This is a genomic window from Priestia sp. MDV22-iso46, from assembly GCF_058629175.1.
Genome location: NZ_JBZVWT010000001.1, coordinates 898113 through 919061, shown reverse-complemented (window position 1 = coordinate 919061; position 20949 = coordinate 898113). Strand labels below are relative to the sequence as shown.

At 37.9% G+C, this 20949-nt stretch carries 22 protein-coding genes; 16 read left to right on the top strand and 6 right to left on the bottom strand.

Annotation, left to right across the window (positions count from 1 at the left end; all coding sequences use genetic code 11):
• Positions 1–77 precede the first annotated feature (77 nt).
• The 5 genes from AC4NPH_RS04815 (at position 78) to AC4NPH_RS04795 (ending at position 4171) form a co-directional block, all read left to right on the top strand.
• Complete coding sequence (locus tag AC4NPH_RS04815; RefSeq protein WP_035439125.1) at positions 78–800, top strand: riboflavin kinase; 723 nt, start codon at positions 78–80, stop codon at positions 798–800.
• A 1-nt stretch (position 801) separates the two neighbouring features.
• Positions 802–2124 (top strand): LLM class flavin-dependent oxidoreductase, encoded by a 1323-nt coding sequence (locus AC4NPH_RS04810; protein ID WP_013056773.1) that lies wholly within the window; start codon positions 802–804, stop codon positions 2122–2124.
• 136 nt (positions 2125–2260) lie between these two features.
• Positions 2261–2797 carry a hypothetical protein gene (locus AC4NPH_RS04805; RefSeq protein ID WP_053487219.1) on the top strand — a complete coding sequence of 179 codons (537 nt, stop codon included), beginning with the start codon at positions 2261–2263 and terminating at the stop codon, positions 2795–2797.
• 96 nt (positions 2798–2893) lie between these two features.
• Entirely contained in the window at positions 2894–3892 is a 999-nt protein-coding gene (locus AC4NPH_RS04800; RefSeq protein WP_057273068.1) for an N-acetylmuramoyl-L-alanine amidase family protein, read from the top strand.
• Positions 3893–3991: 99 nt separating this feature from the next.
• On the top strand, positions 3992–4171 hold the full coding sequence (locus AC4NPH_RS04795; RefSeq protein ID WP_025752091.1) for a DUF8096 family protein: 180 nt from the start codon (positions 3992–3994) through the stop codon (positions 4169–4171).
• 56 nt (positions 4172–4227) lie between these two features.
• On the opposite strand, the gene AC4NPH_RS04790 is transcribed toward AC4NPH_RS04795, so the two are convergent.
• On the bottom strand, positions 4228–4608 hold the full coding sequence (locus tag AC4NPH_RS04790) for a plasmid mobilization protein (protein ID WP_013056777.1): 381 nt from the start codon (positions 4606–4608) through the stop codon (positions 4228–4230).
• Between the two features lie 472 nt (positions 4609–5080).
• Between AC4NPH_RS04790 and AC4NPH_RS04785 the strand changes: the two genes are divergently transcribed.
• Both AC4NPH_RS04785 and AC4NPH_RS04780 read left to right on the top strand, forming a co-directional pair.
• Positions 5081–6940, top strand: coding sequence for an N-acetylmuramoyl-L-alanine amidase (locus AC4NPH_RS04785; protein ID WP_053487221.1), 1860 nt, complete (start codon positions 5081–5083; stop codon positions 6938–6940).
• Between the two features lie 155 nt (positions 6941–7095).
• On the top strand, positions 7096–7998 hold the full coding sequence (locus tag AC4NPH_RS04780) for a GNAT family N-acetyltransferase (RefSeq protein WP_098196414.1): 903 nt from the start codon (positions 7096–7098) through the stop codon (positions 7996–7998).
• 20 nt (positions 7999–8018) lie between these two features.
• On the opposite strand, the gene AC4NPH_RS04775 is transcribed toward AC4NPH_RS04780, so the two are convergent.
• Complete coding sequence (locus AC4NPH_RS04775; RefSeq protein WP_029321421.1) at positions 8019–8561, bottom strand: DUF4825 domain-containing protein; 543 nt, start codon at positions 8559–8561, stop codon at positions 8019–8021.
• Positions 8562–8644: 83 nt separating this feature from the next.
• Entirely contained in the window at positions 8645–9376 is a 732-nt protein-coding gene (locus AC4NPH_RS04770) for a ZIP family metal transporter (RefSeq protein WP_013056781.1), read from the bottom strand.
• Between the two features lie 285 nt (positions 9377–9661).
• Here AC4NPH_RS04770 and AC4NPH_RS04765 point away from each other — a divergent pair, with 285 nt between their 5' ends.
• Complete coding sequence (locus AC4NPH_RS04765; RefSeq protein ID WP_013056782.1) at positions 9662–10873, top strand: cytochrome P450; 1212 nt, start codon at positions 9662–9664, stop codon at positions 10871–10873.
• Between the two features lie 29 nt (positions 10874–10902).
• On the opposite strand, the gene AC4NPH_RS04760 is transcribed toward AC4NPH_RS04765, so the two are convergent.
• The gene (locus AC4NPH_RS04760) at positions 10903–11481 is read right to left on the bottom strand and encodes an LOG family protein (protein WP_029321425.1); all 579 of its coding nucleotides are present in this window, start codon (positions 11479–11481) and stop codon (positions 10903–10905) included.
• Positions 11482–11790: 309 nt separating this feature from the next.
• Here AC4NPH_RS04760 and AC4NPH_RS04755 point away from each other — a divergent pair, with 309 nt between their 5' ends.
• The 3 genes from AC4NPH_RS04755 (at position 11791) to AC4NPH_RS04745 (ending at position 15121) form a co-directional block, all read left to right on the top strand.
• Positions 11791–13122: an NAD-dependent malic enzyme gene (locus AC4NPH_RS04755; RefSeq protein ID WP_491938612.1), complete on the top strand. Its 1332-nt coding sequence runs from the start codon at positions 11791–11793 to the stop codon at positions 13120–13122.
• 141 nt (positions 13123–13263) lie between these two features.
• Positions 13264–13746, top strand: a complete 483-nt coding sequence (locus AC4NPH_RS04750; protein WP_013056785.1) for a PH domain-containing protein — start codon at positions 13264–13266, stop codon at positions 13744–13746.
• Positions 13739–15121 carry a PH domain-containing protein gene (locus AC4NPH_RS04745; protein WP_231101723.1) on the top strand — a complete coding sequence of 461 codons (1383 nt, stop codon included), beginning with the start codon at positions 13739–13741 and terminating at the stop codon, positions 15119–15121. Before AC4NPH_RS04750 ends, AC4NPH_RS04745 begins: the two co-directional genes overlap by 8 nt.
• Positions 15122–15156: 35 nt before the next feature.
• Here the strand turns inward: AC4NPH_RS04745 and dsdA are convergent, their stop codons facing one another.
• Positions 15157–16512: a D-serine ammonia-lyase gene (gene dsdA, locus AC4NPH_RS04740; protein ID WP_013056787.1), complete on the bottom strand. Its 1356-nt coding sequence runs from the start codon at positions 16510–16512 to the stop codon at positions 15157–15159.
• 163 nt (positions 16513–16675) lie between these two features.
• Between dsdA and AC4NPH_RS04735 the strand changes: the two genes are divergently transcribed.
• Both AC4NPH_RS04735 and AC4NPH_RS04730 read left to right on the top strand, forming a co-directional pair.
• Positions 16676–16885 carry a cysteine-rich CWC family protein gene (locus AC4NPH_RS04735; protein ID WP_029321430.1) on the top strand — a complete coding sequence of 70 codons (210 nt, stop codon included), beginning with the start codon at positions 16676–16678 and terminating at the stop codon, positions 16883–16885.
• A gap of 1 nt (position 16886) precedes the next feature.
• Positions 16887–17825: a carbohydrate kinase family protein gene (locus tag AC4NPH_RS04730; protein ID WP_041816544.1), complete on the top strand. Its 939-nt coding sequence runs from the start codon at positions 16887–16889 to the stop codon at positions 17823–17825.
• Positions 17826–17849: 24 nt separating this feature from the next.
• Here the strand turns inward: AC4NPH_RS04730 and cyoE are convergent, their stop codons facing one another.
• Positions 17850–18767 carry a heme o synthase gene (gene cyoE / locus AC4NPH_RS04725; RefSeq protein WP_098196416.1) on the bottom strand — a complete coding sequence of 306 codons (918 nt, stop codon included), beginning with the start codon at positions 18765–18767 and terminating at the stop codon, positions 17850–17852.
• Positions 18768–19155: 388 nt separating this feature from the next.
• Here cyoE and AC4NPH_RS04720 point away from each other — a divergent pair, with 388 nt between their 5' ends.
• From AC4NPH_RS04720 to AC4NPH_RS04710, 3 genes are all read left to right on the top strand, one after another.
• Complete coding sequence (locus AC4NPH_RS04720) at positions 19156–19773, top strand: poly-gamma-glutamate hydrolase family protein (RefSeq protein ID WP_013056790.1); 618 nt, start codon at positions 19156–19158, stop codon at positions 19771–19773.
• A 95-nt stretch (positions 19774–19868) separates the two neighbouring features.
• Positions 19869–20045, top strand: coding sequence for a hypothetical protein (locus tag AC4NPH_RS04715; RefSeq protein ID WP_013056791.1), 177 nt, complete (start codon positions 19869–19871; stop codon positions 20043–20045).
• Between the two features lie 68 nt (positions 20046–20113).
• A complete protein-coding gene (locus AC4NPH_RS04710; protein ID WP_013056792.1) occupies positions 20114–20722 on the top strand; it encodes a methyltransferase in 609 nt (202 codons plus the stop codon).
• Positions 20723–20949 lie beyond the last annotated feature (227 nt).

The following is a 20949-nucleotide window of genomic DNA, read 5'->3' as shown; positions in this document are numbered from 1 at the left end:
GTTCTTTGCACAATGTGTGACATTGTGCAAAGAACCTTTTATTTTTTACTAGACTTAAGGGAAGAAGGGTGAACGTAGTGAATAGAGGAGCATTAAAAGCTAAAACAAGCAAAAAACTTATTATAAAAGGCCAGGTTGTACCTGGAAGGCAGCAAGGAAGATACTTAGGGTTTCCAACAGCTAATATAGATACTCAGCATGAGGAATTAAAAAATGGCGTGTATGGTGTCCTCGTTCATCTGCGGGGACTTGAACATATAGGAGTTATGAATGTAGGGGTTAAGCCGACATTTGGATCGGAACTATCTAAAACATTTGAGGTTCATATTTTGGATTTTAACGACGTTATTTATGGAGAGACAGTTCAATGCGACGTAATCTTTCGGGTGCGAGGAGAGAAAAAGTTCCCTTCTATTGAGTTTTTAAAGCATCAAATTAAAGCTGATACGCTGCAAGCTAAGCAAAGATTTCAACATATGGGCTATGTATCTAGTGAAGCTACAGCTTCCAAGCTAGGGCAAGCGAGATATTTAAATCTGCCTGATCTCCAGTTTTTTAATTGGTGCCACAGTCAATTCAAAGTCAATAAAGGGATTTACAATACAATTGATCAATGGTTTTATGACGAAGGAATTGAAAATATTCACCCTAGAAGAGTTCACGTTATCGCTTTTTTACAATTTGCACAAGAAGGAAATGAAAGAAAGACAGAAAAAGAAGGAGTCCTTCGCTTTGGAGCAGGCGGTTTAACTAATCAATTACGAGAATTTATGAATGGATATGAAAAAGGAGAATGGTAATATGACACATCAAAGACAATTAAAGCTAGGGGCTATTATTCATGGAGTCGGAGGAAATATGGGGGCGTGGAGACACCCTGAAATTTTGTCAGATGCCAGCGTTAATTTCGATTTTTACAAGCAGCAGGCTCAAAAAGCGGAAGAAGGAAAATTTGATTTAGTGTTCATTGCCGATGGGTTATATATTAATGAAAAATCGCTTCCGCATTTTTTGAATCGTTTTGAACCTCTTACTATTCTATCAGCACTTGCTTCTGTCACTTCTCATATTGGTTTAGTCGGCACTCTATCGACTTCGTATAGCGAACCGTTTACGGTGGCTAGACAATTTGCTTCACTTGATCATATTAGCAGCGGCCGAGCGGGATGGAATGTTGTCACATCTCCATTAGAAGGATCTGCGCTTAACTATGGAAAAGAGCACCCCACTCATGACAAACGCTATAGAATAGCTGAAGAGTTTCTAGAAGTAACAAAGGGATTATGGGATTCTTGGGAAGATGATGCTTTTATTCGAAATAAAGAAACCGGACAATTTTTTGAGGAGAAAAAGCTGCACCGATTGCATCACAAAGGCGAATTTTTTTCTGTAGAAGGCCCGTTAAACATTGGCCGCTCAGTTCAGGGGCAGCCCGTAGTGTTTCAAGCAGGCTCTTCTGAAAGCGGCAAAGATCTAGCAGCGAAAACGGCTGACGCAGTGTTTACGGGACAAGACAATTTAGAAGAAGCAAAAGCTTTTTACCAAGATGTAAAATCAAGAGCCGCAGCGCAAGGGCGCAATGAAAACGAACTTTTAATTTTCCCGGGAATTGGTCCTATAATTGGTAGTACAAACGAAGAAGCCGAAAGAAAATATGAAGAACTTTCTCAATTGGTGACAATTGAACATGCGCTAAACTACTTAGGACGCTTTTTCGATCATTTTGATTTTTCACAGTTTCCATTAGATGAGGCATTTCCTGACTTAGGAGATATAGGAAGTAATAGTTTCCGCAGTACAACAGACAAAATTAAAGAAAATGCTAAAAAATATAAGTGGACACTGCGAGAAGCAGCGCTGCGAATTGCTACACCTAAAACACAATTTATTGGGACGCCAGAGCATATCGCTAATTTGATGGAACAGTGGTTTGAAGAAAAAGGAGCTGACGGCTTTATTATTCATTCAAGCGTTCCCCATGGCTTAGATGACTTTGTTGAACACGTTGTACCGATACTGCAAGAAAGAGGCCTGTATCGTACAGAATACGAAGGGAGTACGTTAAGAAGTAACTTGCAGTTGAATGTTCCTAAGAATCGCTACACACAGGTGAAAGTTAATTGAAGTGGATTCAAAGAGACTCGAAGGAGTCTCTTTTTTTAATATTTTTAATATTAAAAATATGGTAAAATTCTTTTTGTAGGTTATTCGTTTCAGTTCATAAGGCCTAAAGGGTTTTGAATACCCGGAAAGGAGTCAAATGGAAAAAAGACATAAAAGTAAGAAAAAGCGTATGATCATTTCGATATCTTTATCCGTTCTTTTAGTCGGGGGAGGAGCGACAGGATGGATATTGTACCAAAACGGAAAAATTCCTTTTTTATCACAGCAAAGTATAAAGGCAAGTGCCATTAAAGTGAATCAACAAAAAGTTGATAAGCTGGAAAGCAGTGATCAGCAGGCAAAAGATTTTATAGCTGAACATCATGACGTACTAAATGATTTGACGGGGTGGAGTGCCATTGAGCACCCAGACTGGTCTTCCGTACAAGAAGAAGCGACAGCCATTAAAAATACGATTGGCACGATTGAAGTAAAAGATTCTGTTTTAAAGAAAGACTTTCAGCATATGGAGAAGCTCGCTGGACAGCTAGAGCAGACGAAAGATCAAGCACTGTTAAAAGAACTTCATCGTTATTTTCATGACTTAGATGTTGTGATCAATGAAGACGATGGATCAAATACATATTTTGATGTTACCAGCTATGGTAAATCAGTTGTAAAGACTTCTAAATGAGTCATAGCAAAAAGCTTTATACATAAAAGTAGTTTTGTATAACAAACGTCTTCGCTTATTCATGCATATGCTACGGATAAGGAGGAGACAGGTTATATGAAAAAAATTTATTTAGATGCAGGTCACGGAGGGGCAGATCTAGGGGCTGTCGCCAGCGGGCTATATGAAAAAGACTTAGTGTTAGCTGTTCAACAGTACATCATCTCTTTTCTTTCTACTCACTATCAAGGATTTTCTCTTTGTACAACGCGTACAACCGATGTGTTTTTGTCATTAAATGAACGGGTCAACAAAGCCAATGCGTGGGGTGCTGATGTATACTTATCTATTCATATAAATTCAGGCGGCGAAACGGGATATGAAGATTTTATTTATAGCAAAAATATAAATAACCAAACCATTGTGTTACGAAACGATATTCACGATCATGTGAAATTTGTTCTCACTAAATACAATCACTCTAACCGAGGCAGGAAATTGGCTAATCATAGTGTGTTAAGGCGTTCATATATGCCGTCTGTACTAACTGAAATTGGATTTATTGATACAGAACATGATGCAAAGCTCTTAAAAAATCCTCAATTTCTAAAAGATATGGGGGTGGCATATGCAAAAGGGGTTGCACAGTTTTTAAACTTGGAGCCTAAATCTACAAATCCTTTGGGAGATTCTGACGAGGAAGGTTGTCCAAAGCCTACTTTTTTATATAAACCTTTATGGATCAAAACAACTGAGGATACGGAGACGTATAAGGATGCAAATATGTCAGAGAGAACAGGTTATTTAAAAAAGAATACCCTCTTTCAAGTTTATGGTGAAACGCGTGCAGCCTGGGTGATTGATGGACAACATTTTATTGAAAAAAAAGATACAATCATTGAAGGAGAAACCATCACAACTGCGGAATTAACAAAAGAGAATATGGAAACATTAAAAGTATTTGTGACGAAAGAAAAGTTAGAAACAGCGGTAACCTTTTCCAAAGAAGGAGCTGCAGTAGCCATCATTACACTTCGGGATAAAAAAATACTGAATGTAAAAGCATTTTTAGATAGAGAAAAATGGTGGTACAAAGCTGAACGGATAAAAAAATAGTGAAAAAACCTGCTTGTTTTTTGAAGCTTTCACCCTAGTAATTTTACTTATTTTTGATAGAATATAAAGAGCTGAATCGTAAAGATGCATAAAGGTGTGATGGAAATGGAAGAGCAACAAGAAGCGATTGATTTAACAAAAGTATATGTATATGAGGAGTTTCCGGATAAAGTTGCAGGCAGATGCGATAACTGTGGACATGTGAAATTTAAAAGCTTAGTAAAAGACTTTATTTTTATCCGTACATGCGCAAAGTGCGGGATGAAAAAAAGCATTTAAATCCCTACTTCTTTATAAAAAACGCTCTTTTCTGAAATGAAAAGAGCGTTTTTTCTCTATTTAACGTATAAATGATCGCTAAGCTGCTCTGAAATAGTCTCTACATCTTCTTGTACATGTTTTTGTTTTTTCATCATTTCTAATAGTATTTCTTCAAGATTCTGTGAATGGTTTTGCTTATCTTTTGGTTTATGTAAGTACTTTGCAATTTGATGCATATTATTGCTTAGCCGGCTTAGTTCAGACTCAATCTTTCGGAGGTTAACCAATAGTTCCACACCTGCTTCTTTGCCGATTAAAGGAGGCTTAACTTTTCCATCCATAATAAATTTTCGAATGAGAGACGTTCGTTTTAAATTATAGTGTTCAATAAGTTCCTCTAATTTTTCTTTTTCTTCTTCATTCAACTTAATTGCTGGAATGCTGTGTCCTCTCATAAGGTATCTCCTTTCAAGAGCAGTTCTTGCTGCGTTCAATCATATGTAAACATTCTCTTGTCTTTAATAATAGCAACCTTTTCCATGGTTAACTATGGTGAAAAGTTACTAAAATGTCGAACGTACAGTCTGTTAAAAAACTGGTAAATTAAGAAATTTGGTTTAGTAATAGTTGAATTATAGAAGGAATGTCATTATCTACAATATTGCTGCTTTATTAAAAAGGCAGCAAAAGGGATGAATGGACCGCCTTTGTACTCAACCATTTTTGAGAGCGCAGCTTTAAAGAAGAGGGATGATTTTTATGATTTTTTCCTCGTACCACATCTTTCCTCCTAGTAACTCTGTCGAATCTTCTAGACTATTGTCTCAAGGGAATAGAAAGAAAGAAGACGAAATGGTTGAGAACGAGGTAAAGTCATATTATGTCTTTATTGACTTCATTTACATACTTTACGGGGGAGGAATACGTTTGAAACTAAAGAAACGATTAAAATTAAATAAGATAGGGGTAGCCATGCTTGCAGCCGGGGTTATGTGTACAGCTTATACGTCTATTCATACGCTACAAGCGCCTGTAGTCGCTTTGGCTGCAGAGAATCAGTCAGATTCTTTGGAGCTAGCATTTGCACAAGCATCTAAAGAATTTGGTGTGCCAGCTTCGCTTTTAAAAGCAATTTCCTACAACAAGTCGCGCTGGGAAAATCATAATGGAAAACCTAGTGCGGCCGGGGGATACGGTCTTATGCATTTAACAGACATCCCTTCTTTAGAAGATGGAAAAGGAAACGGAGCTGCACCTTCAAAACCAGCATATGACAAACAGCAAACGCTCTCCTTAGCTGCTAAGCTGCTTAACTCAGATAAAGAAAGATTAAAAAAAGATCCTGTGCAAAATATTCGCGGTGGCGCTGCTGTGCTAGCTTTTATCGCAAAAGACAAAAATGGAAACATACCGTCCACTGATCAGAAATGGTACGATGCAGTCGCCGCTTACAGTGCTTCTCAGGATAAAGAAAACGCTCAAGTATTTGCCGATGATGTATATGAAACATTGGAAAAAGGAGCAGAGCTTACAACTTCAGATGGACAGCATCTTAAAATTTCTCCTCAAAACATAGATATATCGATTCCTCGCTCTGAAAATTCCAATACGAATAAAGCAGATTGTCCCGCATCTTTAAAATGTGAATACATCCCTGCATTTTACGGGAAATTCAGCGAAAGTCCTTCAGATTACGGAAACTATGATATTGCGAATCGCCAAAAATCAGATGTTCGCTATATTGTTATTCATGATACAGAAGTAAGTTATGATGGAACGATTGATTTGTTTGCTAACCCAAATAGAGCAGCTGCAAACTATGTAATCCGTTCAAGTGATGGTCACATCGCACAAATGATTCATAACAAAGACGTAGCATGGCATGCAGGAAACTGGTATTTTAATACGCACAGTATTGGAATCGAGCATGAAGGGTTTGCGCTTGAAGGATCCACGTGGTTTACAGAAGAAATGTACCGTTCTTCGGCAAGACTCGTACGCCACCTTGCCAAAGAATATAATATTCCGTTAGACCGAGCTCACATTATTGGTCATGACGAGGTGCCAGGTTTGTCTCCTAAGGCTCAATCAGGTATGCATTCAGATCCCGGGCCGTTTTGGGATTGGGGACACTATATGGATTTGGTAGGAAGCCCGGTTGAACGCCAGCACACAAACAAACTAGCCGTTACGATTAATCCAGTCTTTCAAAACAATCAGCCGGAGGTATCAGATGCACCAAAGCAGCCGGCCAACTTTGTGTATTTGCATCAAGCTCCAAGCAATGATTCACCGCTACTGAATGAGCCTGCAGCTTCAGGACCGGGAACGAAACAAACGTTAGACTGGGGAAGCAAAGCTGTAACTGGCCAAACGTATGCAGTAGCTGAGACAAAAGGAGAATGGACAGCGATTTGGTACGGAGGGCAAAAAGCGTGGTTTTATAATCCGCATAATAAAAATACAAGTAAAGGTACAGGCATATTATTAACGCCAAAACCAGGAAAAGAAAGCATTCAAGTATACGGAGGAGCTTTTCCGGAAGCTTCAGCCTATTCTTCTGGTATACCAGTTAAAGCTATGGTGCCACTTCAGTATAAAATTTCTCCAGAGCAGGTGTATGTGGGGGTAGAAAAAGTAAGGAGTGACTATTACTATGCACCCACTTTTACAACAAATCCAAACGATCACAAAATGATTGTTGGAAAAGACGAATATTATCAAATTTATTTTAATCACCGCTATGCGTTTGTGAAAGCGTCGGATGTAGAGGTTAAAAGACAATAGAATAGAGTGTTAAAAGAAAGGAAGAGACAGGGTGTTTAAACGGTATGTCTCTTTCTTTTCTTTTAAAAACCACAAAAATTCAGAATGTTATTGATGATGTTTTCTTATAATGATTTTCTAGCTTATTATCTTTTTACAAAAGGAAGGAATATCCCGTGATTATAATTAAGCCTCTAAGTCAGTGTTCTTTTTCTGATGCATTACAAGCATTCAATAAAGGTTTTGAAGATTATTACATTCCGGTTGAGATGTCACTAGATCAATTCATTTGTAGGTTTGATGTGGATCAGTTATCTGTCGAGCATTCTTTTGTCGCTTTTTATAATGACACACCAGCTGGAATTATGTTAAATGGAATAAAAAGAGTTAAAGGAAAAAAACATGCTTGGAATGGAGGTACAAGTGTAGCATTCCTTTACCGAAAAATGGGGATTGGTGAAGCCTTACTAAAAGCTACACTTGAGAAATATCAGCAGCAAGGAGTAGTGGAAGCCAGTCTGGAAGCATTTAAAGTGAATGAAAAAGCCATTCACCTTTATCAGAAATACGGATATGAGATTGTAGATACGCTTTTATTTCTAAAGCATAGAGGTAGTTTTCACGCTTCTCTACTTAAAAAGAAGAATCAGCTTACGTATTCGTTAAAGCGAAGGCTTGCAAAAGATATTCGAAACCTACCCTTTTATACATACGACGTTCCGTGGAAAAATCAATTTGACTGTATTCATGATGGAGAATCGTTTATTACGTTGAATGAAAAAAACGAAGAAGTTGGCTATTTGTTATTTCAAAAGAATTTTTCTTCCATAGGCATCGTGAATTCTGTTACTTTTTATCAAGGAAGCGTTAAGGAACATATCTCAAATTCAGAGGACGTTCTGGGCTTTTTATTAGCAACCATTTTTAATATGTATGGACCAATTGCTTACAATACATATAATGTACCTCAAAAAAGAAATAGCTTACTCGTGAAAATGTTAAAATCATTTGGTTTTCAAGATTTATATACAGATGAAGGAATCAAACTTGAGCAGGTGTTTATGAAAAAACAACTTTAAAAAGCGGCCATGGGCCGCTTTTACTGCATTTCCGTAATTGGATGTGCATCATAAAATTCCTCGATTTTTTCTTGCTGTCCTTCGAATTTTTCTTTCCATACTTGTTTCACATCATTATAATTCCGAAGATCTATTCCGTAGAAGTCGGTTAACTCTTTTCGAGTAATGGTGATTGTCTGAGGAACAGTCGTATTAATAGTAAAGTGAACGCTGTCAGCATTTTGTACGGCAGAAAGTAAGATGGTTGCGTTATGTAAAAGTATGCGTTTAGTTTTCACAGACGTCCAGCTTTTTTCAAACGTATGCTGATTATTTATTGCCGCGTAATTAATTGCTAAGTAATAAGGTTTTTGCGTATCTTGAAAGGCTATACCTTTTAAATAAACGTGTCCTGGAAGCTTATTTGTAATTTCCTCTACTGAAGCCTCATGTTTTGAAGAAGTATGTTGAATAGAAGAAGCAGAGACTCTTTCGGCAGACAGATTATTATGAGGTGCATAAGCACACCCTGATAGGCAAGTGAGCACTGTGCAAAGTGTAAGAGAAGCATATATTTTTTTCATAATGGTAACTCCTTTTATTTATATCTACTTGTAAAGACGAAAGACCTATATATTTTGTTTCATACAAAATATAAGTTTATTCACTAAAAAGAAAGATAATCCAAAATAATAGAAGTTAATAACCCTAATGAAGCAATAAAACCAATAACAGGGCCACCTTCTTCAAAAGCTTCCGGCAACATCGTAGAAGCAACCATTGACACAATTCCACCCCCGGCGAATGAGGCAATAAAACCCATCATGTTTGGGGTAGCATTTTGAAGAAATAGATATCCAATCCAAGAACAAAGAGCTGATATAAAGAAGACAGAAAGCCATAATGAAAAAATTTTCTTTTGCTTATATTGGCTTTTTAGTAGTCCGCTTGTCCCGGAGATTCCTTCGGGTATATTGCTGATAAAAATAGAAACAACAAGCAGCCAGCTAACGTGGTGCTGTTCAATCAAACTTGCGCCAATCATCAGTGACTCAGGTATAGCATCCATAATGGTACCAATAAAAATGGCTAGTCCCGAGCTAGCGGGGACTAGGTGGTCCGAACGTTTTCTTTTGTGAGCGCCTTTTTTAGCTAAGGAGATGTCAAGAAGAGTAAAAAGTGCTGCGCCTGTTAAAAAGCCTAAAGAAGAAGCAATGATTCCCGCTTCTTTTACCGAATCTTGAATGAGCTCGTAAGCAGCAGCTCCTAACAAAACGCCCGTGCCAAAAGCCATAATATAAGCAGTCAACTGTTTTTTTAAAGGTATAAAAATAGCTATAATAGCTCCAATTAATACAGCTGAGCCTGAGACACCACCCCACATAAGGGCATCTATCACATGAGATCCCTACTTTCTTACGTACTTACTTGTAGTGTAACCATCTCTATGATTATTATGAAACAAGATAAATGAACTAAAAAAATGGAAAAGAATCACTGATTTAGACCTTAAATAAAATAAGTCTTCTGTATAATTGACAAAATTTTCTGATTATGTCCGTTGAAAGTGAAAAAACCTTGTGATAGTCTGATCAAAAGATACAAATATGGAAAAAAATTCTTTGATCTGTAGAAGATTAAAAAACTTAACGAGGTCACTTTTAAACGAAAGAAGGAATACGAGATGAATTCAAAAGCAGTAAAAAGAGAAAATCGCTATGCTAACTGGATTCCTATGCAAGAAATCAAATCAGTTGAACAGCAGCTTTACCCATTTGATATTTATAACAGTCTGCGTCAAGAGGCACCTATTCGTTACGATGAAAGCCGAAACTGCTGGGATGTATTTGATTATGAAACAGTAAAGTATATTTTAAAAAACCCGTCGCTTTTTTCATCCAAACGAGCAATGGAAGAACGCCAAGAAAGTATTTTAATGATGGACCCTCCAAAACATACAAAGTTACGAAACTTAGTAAACAAAGCTTTTACGCCAAGAGCTATTCAGCACTTGGAGGGTCATATTGAAGAGATTGCAGATTATTTATTAGATGAAGTAAGCAGCAAAAAAAAGTTTGACATAGTAGAAGACTTTGCTGGACCACTGCCGATTATTGTAATAGCAGAGCTGCTAGGAGTACCAATACAAGACCGAGCACTGTTTAAAAAATACTCCGATGACTTAGTGAGCGGTGCTGAAAATAATTCAGACGAAGCTTTTGCGAAAATGATGCAAAAGCGTAATGAAGGCGTGATTTTTTTACAAGGGTATTTTAAAGAAATTATCGCGGAGCGTCAGCAAAATAAACAAGAAGATCTCATTTCGCTTCTTTTAGAAGCAGAAATCGACGGCGAGCATTTAACAGAAGAGGAAGTGCTGGGGTTTTGTATTTTATTGCTAGTAGCAGGTAATGAGACAACAACAAACTTAATTACGAACGGAGTTCGGTATATGACAGAAGACGTAGACGTGCAGAATGAAGTTCGTCGAGACATATCGCTAGTTCCGAACCTGGTAGAAGAAACGCTTCGCTATTATCCTCCTATTCAAGCGATTGGACGCATAGCTGCTGAAGATGTAGAACTTGGAGAGTGTAAGATTAAAAAAGGACAGCAGGTAATTAGCTGGGCAGCGAGTGCAAATAGAGATTCAGCTAAGTTTGAACGTCCTGACACTTTTGTCGTGCATCGTAAAACAAATCCTCACGTGAGCTTTGGATTTGGCATCCATTTTTGCTTAGGAGCACCGCTAGCAAGAATGGAAGGGAAAATTGCTTTTACTAAGTTACTAGAAAAAGGAGAATTTTCGAAAGTTCAAAATCAGTCTTTAAAGCCAATAGGCAGCCCTTTTGTTTTTGGTGTAAAAAAATACGAGATTACTTTTAATAAAGCTTAAAAAGCGAGCGCAAATTATGCGCTTGCTTTTTAGCGTTCAGTGTTCCATTTTTGGTCCTCTGAAGGGGACGTGTACGTGTCCATTGAAGAGATAAGCTGCTCGGGAGTATCAGAAATGTTGATGAGACGAATAGCAGAATCCGTAGAAAACCCTTCATCTACGGCATGCTGAACCATTTGCATAAGCGGGTTGTAGTAGCCGTTCACATTTAATAACCCTACTGGTTTTTTATGTATACCAATTTGAGCCCAGCAAAGAGCCTCAAACAACTCTTCAAATGTCCCGAAACCTCCAGGAAGCGCAATATAACCATCAGCTAACTCGTGCATAGTTGCCTTTCGCTCATGCATGCTCTCTACTTCGATGAGTTCTGTCAGCGCGGTATGAACAATTTCACCGCTAAACAAACCGCGGGGCATAATGCCGATGACTTCGCCTCCATGCTGAAGCATTTCATTTGCGACTTCTCCCATCAGGCCCATTCGCGAGCCTCCGTAAATCAGCCGGTAGTTTTTTTGGGCCATGTAGCGTCCTAGCGAGACGGCGGCCTCTTTATATTCTGTTTTTATTCCAGCGCTTGATCCTGCAAACACACAAATTGATTTCAATTGATTCACTCCTTTGTTTCTTTTCTATATAAGTCTTTTCTGTTTGTGAAGAACAAATTCCTTCTTAATAATTTATGAATTTTCACAATGTCATCGCTTGATTATTCTAAAAACTTTGCTTATAATCAAAGCGAAACGTCTGTTTGAAAGCGTTATCTATTGCTTTTCTTTTAATGGAAAAGACAGTACGTATAGATCTACTTGTAAGATAAGTAGATAACATGAACTTATAGGAAATTTGACCATTTTAAACGTTTCAATTAGTAAGCATGCGTACTTGCAGGATTAAGACAAGGGGGATATGGGGATATGATGAACAATTTAATACGCACATTAATGGTACAAACACCGACCGTACCGGGAAACTTAGGAAGAGTAGCAACAGCTATTGGAAATGTTGGAGGAGATATTGGTGAAGTTGAAACCGTTAAAGTAGGACATAACTACACCATGAGAAGCATTACGGTTCAAGTAGAAAGTGAAGACCAGCTTGAGGAATTGCTTGAAGCGGTTCGCAGTTTAGAAGGCATTACTTTACATACAGTATCAGATGAAGTTCTTCATGCGCATGAAGGCGGCAAAATTCAAATGAAAAGCAAAATGAAAATTGAGTCAATTGCTAATTTAAGAAGAGTATATACCCCTGGTGTAGCAAACGTTTGCCGTGCTATTCAAGAACAGCCGGACAAAGCGAAGATTTATACGAGTATTGGAAACACGGTTGCGATTGTAACAGATGGTACCGCTATACTAGGATTGGGAAATATTGGTCCAGTTGCAGGAATGCCTGTTATGGAAGGAAAAGCTGCGTTATTTGATCAACTTGCCAATGTAAACGCTATCCCTATTTTGTTGAATGTAAATGAGCCGAAAGAAATCATTCAAACGGTTAAAAATATTTCACCGGGATTTGGCGGTATTTTACTAGAAGATATAGGGTCGCCTCACTGCTTTGAAATTGAAGAACGTTTAAAAGAAGAGCTCGATATTCCAGTTATGCATGATGATCAGCACGGAACAGCGGTGGTGACGCTAGCGGCAGCTATCTCAGCTTGTCGCAGCACAGGTGTGAATTTGAAAGAAGCAAAAGTAGGACAAATCGGCTTAGGAGCTGCCGGCATCGCTACTTGCAGAATGTTCATGGCTTACGGTGTTAAACAGGTGATAGGAGCTGATAAGTCTCCTGAAGCGAATGAGCGCTTAGTCAGCTACGGTGGAAAAGTAGCGGATTCATTAGAAGAGCTTATGGAGAACTGTGATATTGTTATTGCGACAACAGGTGTACCTGGCTTAATACGAAAAGAATGGATTCGAAAAGGGCAAATCATTCTAGCACTTTCTAATCCAAAGCCAGAAATTGAACCTGAAGATGCTCTTGAAGCAGGAGCTATTTACGCTACTGACGGAAGGTCAGTAAATAATGTACTTGGCTTCCCAGGTATTTTCAGAGGAGTGTTAAATGCGGGGGTGCGCGATATTACGCATACGATGCTTGTAGCTGCAGCTGAAGCCATTGCAAATTCAACGCGTCCAGGCGATTTAGTTCCTCATCCTCTTAATCTAGCTGTACATGAAGCAGTATCTGAAGCAGTTGAAAGAGCGGCTGTTGTACACGGAGAGAAAGACGGCGTTTATCGATAACAAACAAGGCTGCCTCGAAATAGGCAGCCTTGTTTGTTTTTTATCAAAAATAATAAGAAAATAGCAAACTATGAAACTTTTTTCCTTTTTTAACGTAATATAGTAATAGAAATAGTAAAAAAGGTAGAGAAAGGAGTTTTTATGGAGTTTGAACATTTAAAGGGCAAATTGCCCCTCGAGGCTAAAAAAGCGATGCGCTGGCAATCCATTTTTACGCATAGCCTGTGGCTTCTTGCAACAGCGGGTTATTTTCTACTCGTTCATTTTTTTGATTGGTGGTCAATTATTGGATGGATATCAGCTGGACTATTAGTCGTGAGCTTTATCATATATACAATTATAGCTCCAAATGTATATATGAATGTATATTCATATGAAGTCACAGATACTCAAATTGATGTACAAAGAGGGCTGTTTATCTGGTATCATACGAAAATTCCGCTTGTGAAAGTGCAGCACGTTGAAACGTTGACAGGGCCGATTTTTCGAAAATTTGACTTGGCATCTGTTAAAATCATCACAGCAGCTGGAAGCGTCGAAATTCCTGCACTTGTACAAAGAGATGCTGAAGCACTGCGAGAGTATATTGCTAGACTAGCAGAGGTAGATGATGAAGATGAGTAAGCGGCTGCATCCGTTATATATTGCAATAGCATTTATTGAACATATAAAAAATAATATCCTGCCTTTTGTGTTTGTATTTATTGTCAATCGGCACCTGTTGTTTACATATTGGTGGGCAACGCTATTAGCGGGAGGCGTAGTCGCTTTATTTGCTTTTTTTACTTGGAAGGAATTTCGTTATGAAGTAACGGAAACGGAAGTGCGTCTGTATAAAGGGATTTTTAAAAAAGAAAAAAGATTTATTCAACGAAATCGCATTCAATCGATTCAGTTAGATCAGCCTTTTGTTTTTAGAATTCTTCGCTTAGCCCGGCTTCGTATTGACACGGCCAGCAGCGGTACAGATGCTGAAATTGATTTATCTGGTATTTCACTAAAAGAAGCGCACCATCTTAAAGATACGTTAAAGCTGTCAGGGAGTCAGCCGGAAATAAGGGAAAAAAGTCCTGAACGTACGATGAAAGTGTCGGTGAAACAGCTGGCGTTAGCTGCTGCGTTTTCCGGGAATTTTGGCTATATATTTGCTGCTCTTGGTTTTCTCTATCAGTATATTGATACGTATATCAACCGCTGGGTGAAGACAGCTTACGAAGAAGTGATTCATCAATCGATGCTTGGTTTATTTGTATTAGTGGCTATAATTGTGGTGCTTGCTTATTTGCTGTCTATCGTTTTATATGTGATACGATTTGGCGGTTTTACCGTAGAACGCTACGATCATTATCTACATATTAAATACGGACTGTTAAATAAGAAATCCCTTACGATTCCTTTTCATAAAATACAGGCTGTTACGATAGAGGAAGGGTTGGTTCGACGCTTATTTGGATGGTCTTCCGTTTCGTTAAACGTCGTAACCTCTGATTTAAAAGAAAAGGTCTATTTGCACCCGTTTATCCAGCAAAAAAAGATTGCAGCGTTAATGAACGTATATGTGCCGCACTATGAATATATAAAGTGTCCAAGAAATACAGCAATTCAATATGCGTGGTATCCATTACTAGTACCGGTCTTGTTATTTGCGGCGGCAGGGATTGGCATCAGCTTTTGGAAATCCATGTTTGTGTGGATTATTGCTGTGCTATGCCTTGTATACGTACTTATTCACTGGGGCGGCTATCGTCAAGGCGGCTTAATGATGAACGATGTATTTGTCAGTATTCGATCGCAGTTTTTAACACGAAAAACCACGATTATTAGAAGAAAGAAAATAGAAGAAATTGAGGTGTTTGCAGGCACCTTTTTATGGAAAAAAGGATACAGAAAAATAAAAATTGCAACTATGGGTACAAGCGGCAGCTATAAGTCGGGATATTTTCCATTTGAGATTTGGCATCCTATCTTTCTGCAAGCTACTTCGTCTAAAAAGGCATGAAGAACATCATTGTTCTCCATGCCTTTTGACGTTATCTATTCATTAAATTTTTTCCCTTGCTCGTAATAGCTATTCATCACCTCAACTGGCACCATACTGCCTCCAGTTGACCATACAAGGTGAGTAGCTTTTGACATATCGTTTTCTAGTCCTTGCGCTTGTATATAGGAAGACCCGCTTTCCATCAGGTGGAGAGGTCCTTGTAGACCAGCCGCTGCTGAAGGTTCTATATACATATTTTCACGATTGGCTAGCTCATAAATAAATCGGAAAAGCTGATCATCTTCTACGGTATAAATTCCGCTAATAAGCGATTTTATCGTTTCGCCTACAAAGCTAGATGGCCTTCCTACAGCTAGTCCATCGGCAGCTGTTGCGTTATCAAGTCCAATATCCGTAACGGAAATGCCATCATGCAGCTCGGTCATTAATCCAAGCAGCATGCAAGGAGAGTGAGTAGGTTCAGCAAAAAAGCAGTGAACGTGATCACCGTATATTGCTTTTAATCCAAACGTAATACCGCCAGGACCTCCGCCTACTCCGCAAGGTAAATAGACAAATAAAGGGTGTTCGGCGTCTACTTGAATCCGCAGCTCGGCTAGCTGCTTTTTCAAACGTAAAGCAGCGACGGAATAACCAAGAAATAAATCTCTAGACTGCTCATCGTCAATAAAATGACAGGCGGGGTCTGCTTCAGCTTGCTTTCGTCCTTCTTCCACGGCTTTTCCGTAGTCAGACTGATATTCAATAACGGTTACACCTTTAGAACGAAGCAGATCTTTTTTCCATTTTTTAGCGTCCGCTGACATATGGACGGTGACGTTAAAGCCGAGAGTAGCGCTCATAATACCAATGCTTAAACCTAAATTACCGGTAGATCCTACTGCAATAGAATAAGAAGAAAATAACTTTTTACATCGTTCTTCAGCTAGAAGAGCGTAGCTGTCTTCCTCGGTAAGCAGTCCTTCTTTGATAGCAAGACTTTCAGCAAATTTTAATACTTCATAAATGCCGCCTCTTGCTTTAATAGAACCTGATATGGGAAGATCATGATCGCATTTCATCAGTAATTTTCCTTGCAGCATGTTATTCATTTGTTGATTTAAATAGTCTTTCATGTATGCAATTTCTTGAAGAGGTGATTCAATGATTCCTTTTGATGCTTTCAGCTCCGGAAAAGCGATTTGAAGAAAAGAAGAAAAGCGAGAAAGACGTTCTTTTGCATCTTTTATATCTTTGGTATGTAAAGAAAGTGAAGAAAGTTCTCCTTGAGCAGGTTTTATATAAGGATTTATCCAAAGTATTTCCTGTTTATTGATTAAAGGTGTTAATAAAGGATATTCATGCATCCATGTAGCAAGGGGCTTTTGGTGAAATAAATGTGTCGTCATAAAGACTCCTTTCGCAATATGTTATTTCCTTTATATGTATAGTATCAAGAATAGAAGAAGTTGAAAACGAAAATATCAAAAAGCAGAAAGCACATTTTAACCACCTCTTGTATACTAATAAAGATAATCTATACAATTACATAGAAAAAAAGGAGAGGAATTCATGCCATTTTCAGGCGATGATAGCAGATGTCCTATCTGCGGAGAAAAAAATAACTGTGCTTCTGTACAAGGCAGAGAAATAGAAAAGTGTTGGTGTATGCAGAAAGTTTTTACTCCTGGTCTGTTTAAACAAATTCCTTTAGAAAGCAGAGGAAAAGCGTGTGTATGTGTCAAATGCGTTGGGAGACAGAAGAAAGAAGGTGAGGATTAACTTGAAAAAAGGAATTATTTCATACGGTGAGGCATTTATTGATTATATTGCTAAAAACGAATTTAACACTAGCTTTGACCCTTTTTTGGGAGGCACAACCGTTAATGTAGCAGTTGGAGTTCAGAAGTTAGGAGCAAAAGCATATTATATCTGCAAGTTAGGCAGTGATGAAACAAGTGATTTTGTAAGAAAGAACCTTTTAATTGAAGGAGTGAATCAAAGCGGCTGTGTAATATCGGAGACTAAAAAAGTTTGTGAAGTGTATGTACATAAAAGTAAAGAAGGAGATCGTTACTTTCATTCCTACATAGATTCTACACCTCATGAGCAAGTGTATAAACATGAGCTGCAGGAAGCTTTATTTGAGCAGGCAGCGATTTTTTATTTTGGATCAGGTACGTTGTTTCATCCGATTTCTCAGGAAACTACAAAAGAAGCTGTGAGGCTCGCAAAAAAACATCGTATGCTTGTAGCGTTTGATCCAAATATTCGAATGAAAAGATGGGAAAGTGAAGCAGCATGTAGAAATATCGTGACACCGTTTTTGTCCGAAACAGACATTTTGAAAATCTCTCAAGATGAGCTCCTATTTTTGATGAATTCAGCAGACCTGACAGAAAGCCTAGAAAAACTGAGAGCATATCATATTCCGTACGTATGGGTCACTCAGGGAGAAAATGGCGCAGCAGCCGTTACTGCAAATCAAACGCTTCATGTGAGTGCAAAAGAAGTGCAGGCGATAGACACGACGGGAGCGGGTGATGCATTTATGGCAGGAATTTTATGGTGCGTTCACGAAAAAGGATTACCTGAAAGTGAGGAGTCACAGAAGCAGTACACAACCTTTGCTAACGCGTTAGGTGGAGCAGTTTCGGCAAGGTATGGAGGAATAATTTCGCTTAAAGCAAAAGATGTATCTAGTATAAAAGCAGGTAGCTGATAGCTACCTGCTTTTGAAAGTTTATTATTTAAAAAATGACAGTATAATCATAAGGGCAAAAATAATCGTAAGATGGTTCAATGAGAACACAAACATTAAAGTAGCCCATTTTGTATCTTCTAATTTTTTAAATCCAACAATTCCAAGAAGCATCCACACTAATGTTAAACAGAACATTGTAAATGCGATAATTTTACTAAACGACAAAAATAAGAAAGATGCCGCTAGTAAAATAACTAGGTATACAAGCGTTTGGACTTTGGAACGACGGATACCTTTTACTACAGGAAGCATTGGTACACCTGCGGCTTTATATTCCTCAAGTCTTCTAATCGCAATAGCGTAGAAGTGAGGAGGCTGCCATAAAAACATAAATACAAACAATCCAATTGCTACCGGATGAAATAAGTCTGGTGAAATAGCGGCCCAGCCAATGATTGGAGGCATAGCTCCAGAAATACTTCCGACTTCGGTATTATAAATGGTTGTACGTTTTGTAAGCATAGTGTAAGGCACTACATAAAAGAAAAATCCTAAAATACCCATAATGGCGGCCATGTTAGAAACTAAAAATAAAATACCTACACCGATAACAAATAAAGCCAGTCCTAACCATAGAGCAAATTTAGGGTTGACCGCTCCTGTTACCGTCGGTCTGTCTTTCGTACGTTTCATGATCGCATCAATATCACGGTCATAGAAGTTATTAACTGCCCCAGCTCCTCCTACGACAAAGGATGTCCCAATTAAAGCCAAAATAATGATAGGAATTTGTGTCACAAAGCTTAAGTCATTAACAGCAATTGCGAGACAAAGCCCAGCAACCATTCCTAGTGAGTTCGATTTAATAATCCCAGTTTTTATAATAGCACTGATTACTTCCCGGGAAAAATACTGATTGATAGGAAGTGATTCCTTTGTGATAACTTCGGTATTTTTCACAGCAATTCTCCTTTTTGAGCTTATTCTTGCATGAATAAACCTAATCTTTATTAATCAACTAAACTATTTTAACAAAAAAATATCGTAATTACATCAAGGTTGCTCGTAAAATTTGTTAACATTCCTTGAACTTTTTAAAAAAACAAAGAAAAATGTCGAATTACCAATTAAAAATAAGTACATCCTTTATTATAAGATAAAAATGGAATGCTTAAAAATGAAAATTTTGACTATCTGGTGAACTTTTAACGAGCAAGAAACTCGAACTTAATCGTACCATATTTATTGGTAATTGCAATCACATAGTATGTGATGAAAGAAAAGATGTGGTACATTAAAGAAAGAACTAATAAGTTTATTTACTATGTCTTATTCACAAGGAGGATATATGATGCCAGATAAATATGCTAGCTTCTCTGAACTTGCCTCTTATGAAGTATACAACCAAGACTACAAAATTCAATTTGAAATCAGACCTTCTAACATTATTATGCTTGCGATACACGGCGGAGGTATCGAAACTGGAACATCCGAACTTGCTGTTGGGCTAGCAGGAAACGAATACTCGTACTATATATTTGAAGGGTTAAAGAAAGCAGGAAATGCCGATCTTCATATCACATCCACTCATTTTGATGAACCTCATGCGCTAACTATTATATCGAAAGAAGACTATGTAGTATCTTTTCATGGATACAATGATAAAAGTGAAAAACACACTAAAATCGGCGGTGCTGACAAAGCGTTAAGGTCCAAAGTACATGAAGCGCTTGTTTCCAAAGGTTTTAGTACAGAAATTTTATCAGATCAAGACCCTTTTTCCGGTACAAGCCCTAGAAATATAACCAATAAAACAGCTAGGCGGATGGGTGTGCAAATTGAGATAAGTAAAGCGCAAAGAGAAGCTTTTTTTGCAACTAATACGAGAAATGAACGGAAAAATTCGAAAACCCAGGAATTCTTTGAGTATATATCAGCTATTAGAAGTGCATTTCCTCTTAGATAAATCAGATACGTTTAGTATTTATTAAACAGGTTAGATTTATTACGGACATGTTTGTGGTATACATATAGTAACTACATATACTGGAGGAGATAATCATGAAAACATTTGACCAAGAAGATACCCTAGAACGTCTTAAAGCCTCTTATCGATATTTAAAAAGCGTAGACGTACGGGGAATCAGCACATTAGATGATCAAAAACGAGCGGAAGCTGTGCAGTTAATCGAAGAGATTGGTCTTAAAATATCAGAAATGCGTGTGAAAGTAGAGTGAGAAAAAAGAGAAAGAAGGACATCTGTCCTTCTTTCTCTTTTTCAACAACTATAAACAGGAGATTGGCTATGAATGAGCAATATTATGACGCTTTATTAAATATAAAAACAACGGGAGAACAAAAGGGATTTAATGATTCATTTCATTACCACCGTTATGAACCCACGCCTTATAGTGCATTAGAAACACTTTTCACTCAGTATGAGCTAACAAGCAGCGATAGAATTGTCGACTTCGGGTGTGGAAAAGGAAGGCTAAATTTTTATGTGAACTACCTGTGCAATGCCACCGCTGTAGGGGTAGAAATGAATGAACACTTTTATGAGCAGGCCATAGATAACCAGAGGCGCTATTTAAAAAAAGCCAAGGGTCGCAAACATCATATTCATTTTCAGTGTTGTTTAGCCCAGGAATATAAGATTCATCCACTAGACAACTGCTTTTATTTTTTTAATCCTTTTTCAGTTCAAATTTTTATCCAAGTAGTGAACAATATTTTGCTTTCATGGGAAGAGAATAAGCGCGAGATTGATTTGATTTTATATTATAGTTCGGAGGATTATCTTCATCATCTCGAAAAACACCCTTCTTTCATTTTAAAAGAAGAGGTAATGCTGCCAGAGTTGGATCGTAAAAACCCATATGAACGGTTTTTGATTTATAAAGTAGCTTATTAAGACGACGTATTTACTGTTTGATAAAGCTGTATCGTGCCGGTTCTATTTAACAAGTCAGCAGGAGGTGGAAAAATATCTGCTGCTTTTATTTATAACTTTTTAGAAATTAAAGCATAACACTTTATTATGTAAGCGCTTTCTGTTATAATGAAATTAGGTTGGATAGCATGCGTGGCTATCGGTGTACTCAGCGCAGGCGGGGCTAGTACAGAAAGAGAAGGCTACAT

Coding starts and splice junctions, on each gene's coding strand:
- AC4NPH_RS04805 (WP_053487219.1), top strand. CDS start 2,261: ATGGAAAAAAGACATAAAAGTAAGAAAAAGCGTATGATCATTTCGATA.
- AC4NPH_RS04755 (WP_491938612.1), top strand. CDS start 11,791: ATGATGAACAATTTAATACGCACATTAATGGTACAAACACCGACCGTA.
- AC4NPH_RS04735 (WP_029321430.1), top strand. CDS start 16,676: ATGCCATTTTCAGGCGATGATAGCAGATGTCCTATCTGCGGAGAAAAA.
- AC4NPH_RS04750 (WP_013056785.1), top strand. CDS start 13,264: ATGGAGTTTGAACATTTAAAGGGCAAATTGCCCCTCGAGGCTAAAAAA.
- AC4NPH_RS04810 (WP_013056773.1), top strand. CDS start 802: ATGACACATCAAAGACAATTAAAGCTAGGGGCTATTATTCATGGAGTC.
- AC4NPH_RS04795 (WP_025752091.1), top strand. CDS start 3,992: ATGGAAATGGAAGAGCAACAAGAAGCGATTGATTTAACAAAAGTATAT.
- AC4NPH_RS04710 (WP_013056792.1), top strand. CDS start 20,114: ATGAATGAGCAATATTATGACGCTTTATTAAATATAAAAACAACGGGA.
- AC4NPH_RS04775 (WP_029321421.1), bottom strand. CDS start 8,561: ATGAAAAAAATATATGCTTCTCTTACACTTTGCACAGTGCTCACTTGC.
- AC4NPH_RS04790 (WP_013056777.1), bottom strand. CDS start 4,608: ATGAGAGGACACAGCATTCCAGCAATTAAGTTGAATGAAGAAGAAAAA.
- dsdA (WP_013056787.1), bottom strand. CDS start 16,512: ATGACGACACATTTATTTCACCAAAAGCCCCTTGCTACATGGATGCAT.
- AC4NPH_RS04800 (WP_057273068.1), top strand. CDS start 2,894: ATGAAAAAAATTTATTTAGATGCAGGTCACGGAGGGGCAGATCTAGGG.
- AC4NPH_RS04720 (WP_013056790.1), top strand. CDS start 19,156: ATGATGCCAGATAAATATGCTAGCTTCTCTGAACTTGCCTCTTATGAA.
- AC4NPH_RS04765 (WP_013056782.1), top strand. CDS start 9,662: ATGAATTCAAAAGCAGTAAAAAGAGAAAATCGCTATGCTAACTGGATT.
- AC4NPH_RS04745 (WP_231101723.1), top strand. CDS start 13,739: ATGAGTAAGCGGCTGCATCCGTTATATATTGCAATAGCATTTATTGAA.
- AC4NPH_RS04715 (WP_013056791.1), top strand. CDS start 19,869: ATGAAAACATTTGACCAAGAAGATACCCTAGAACGTCTTAAAGCCTCT.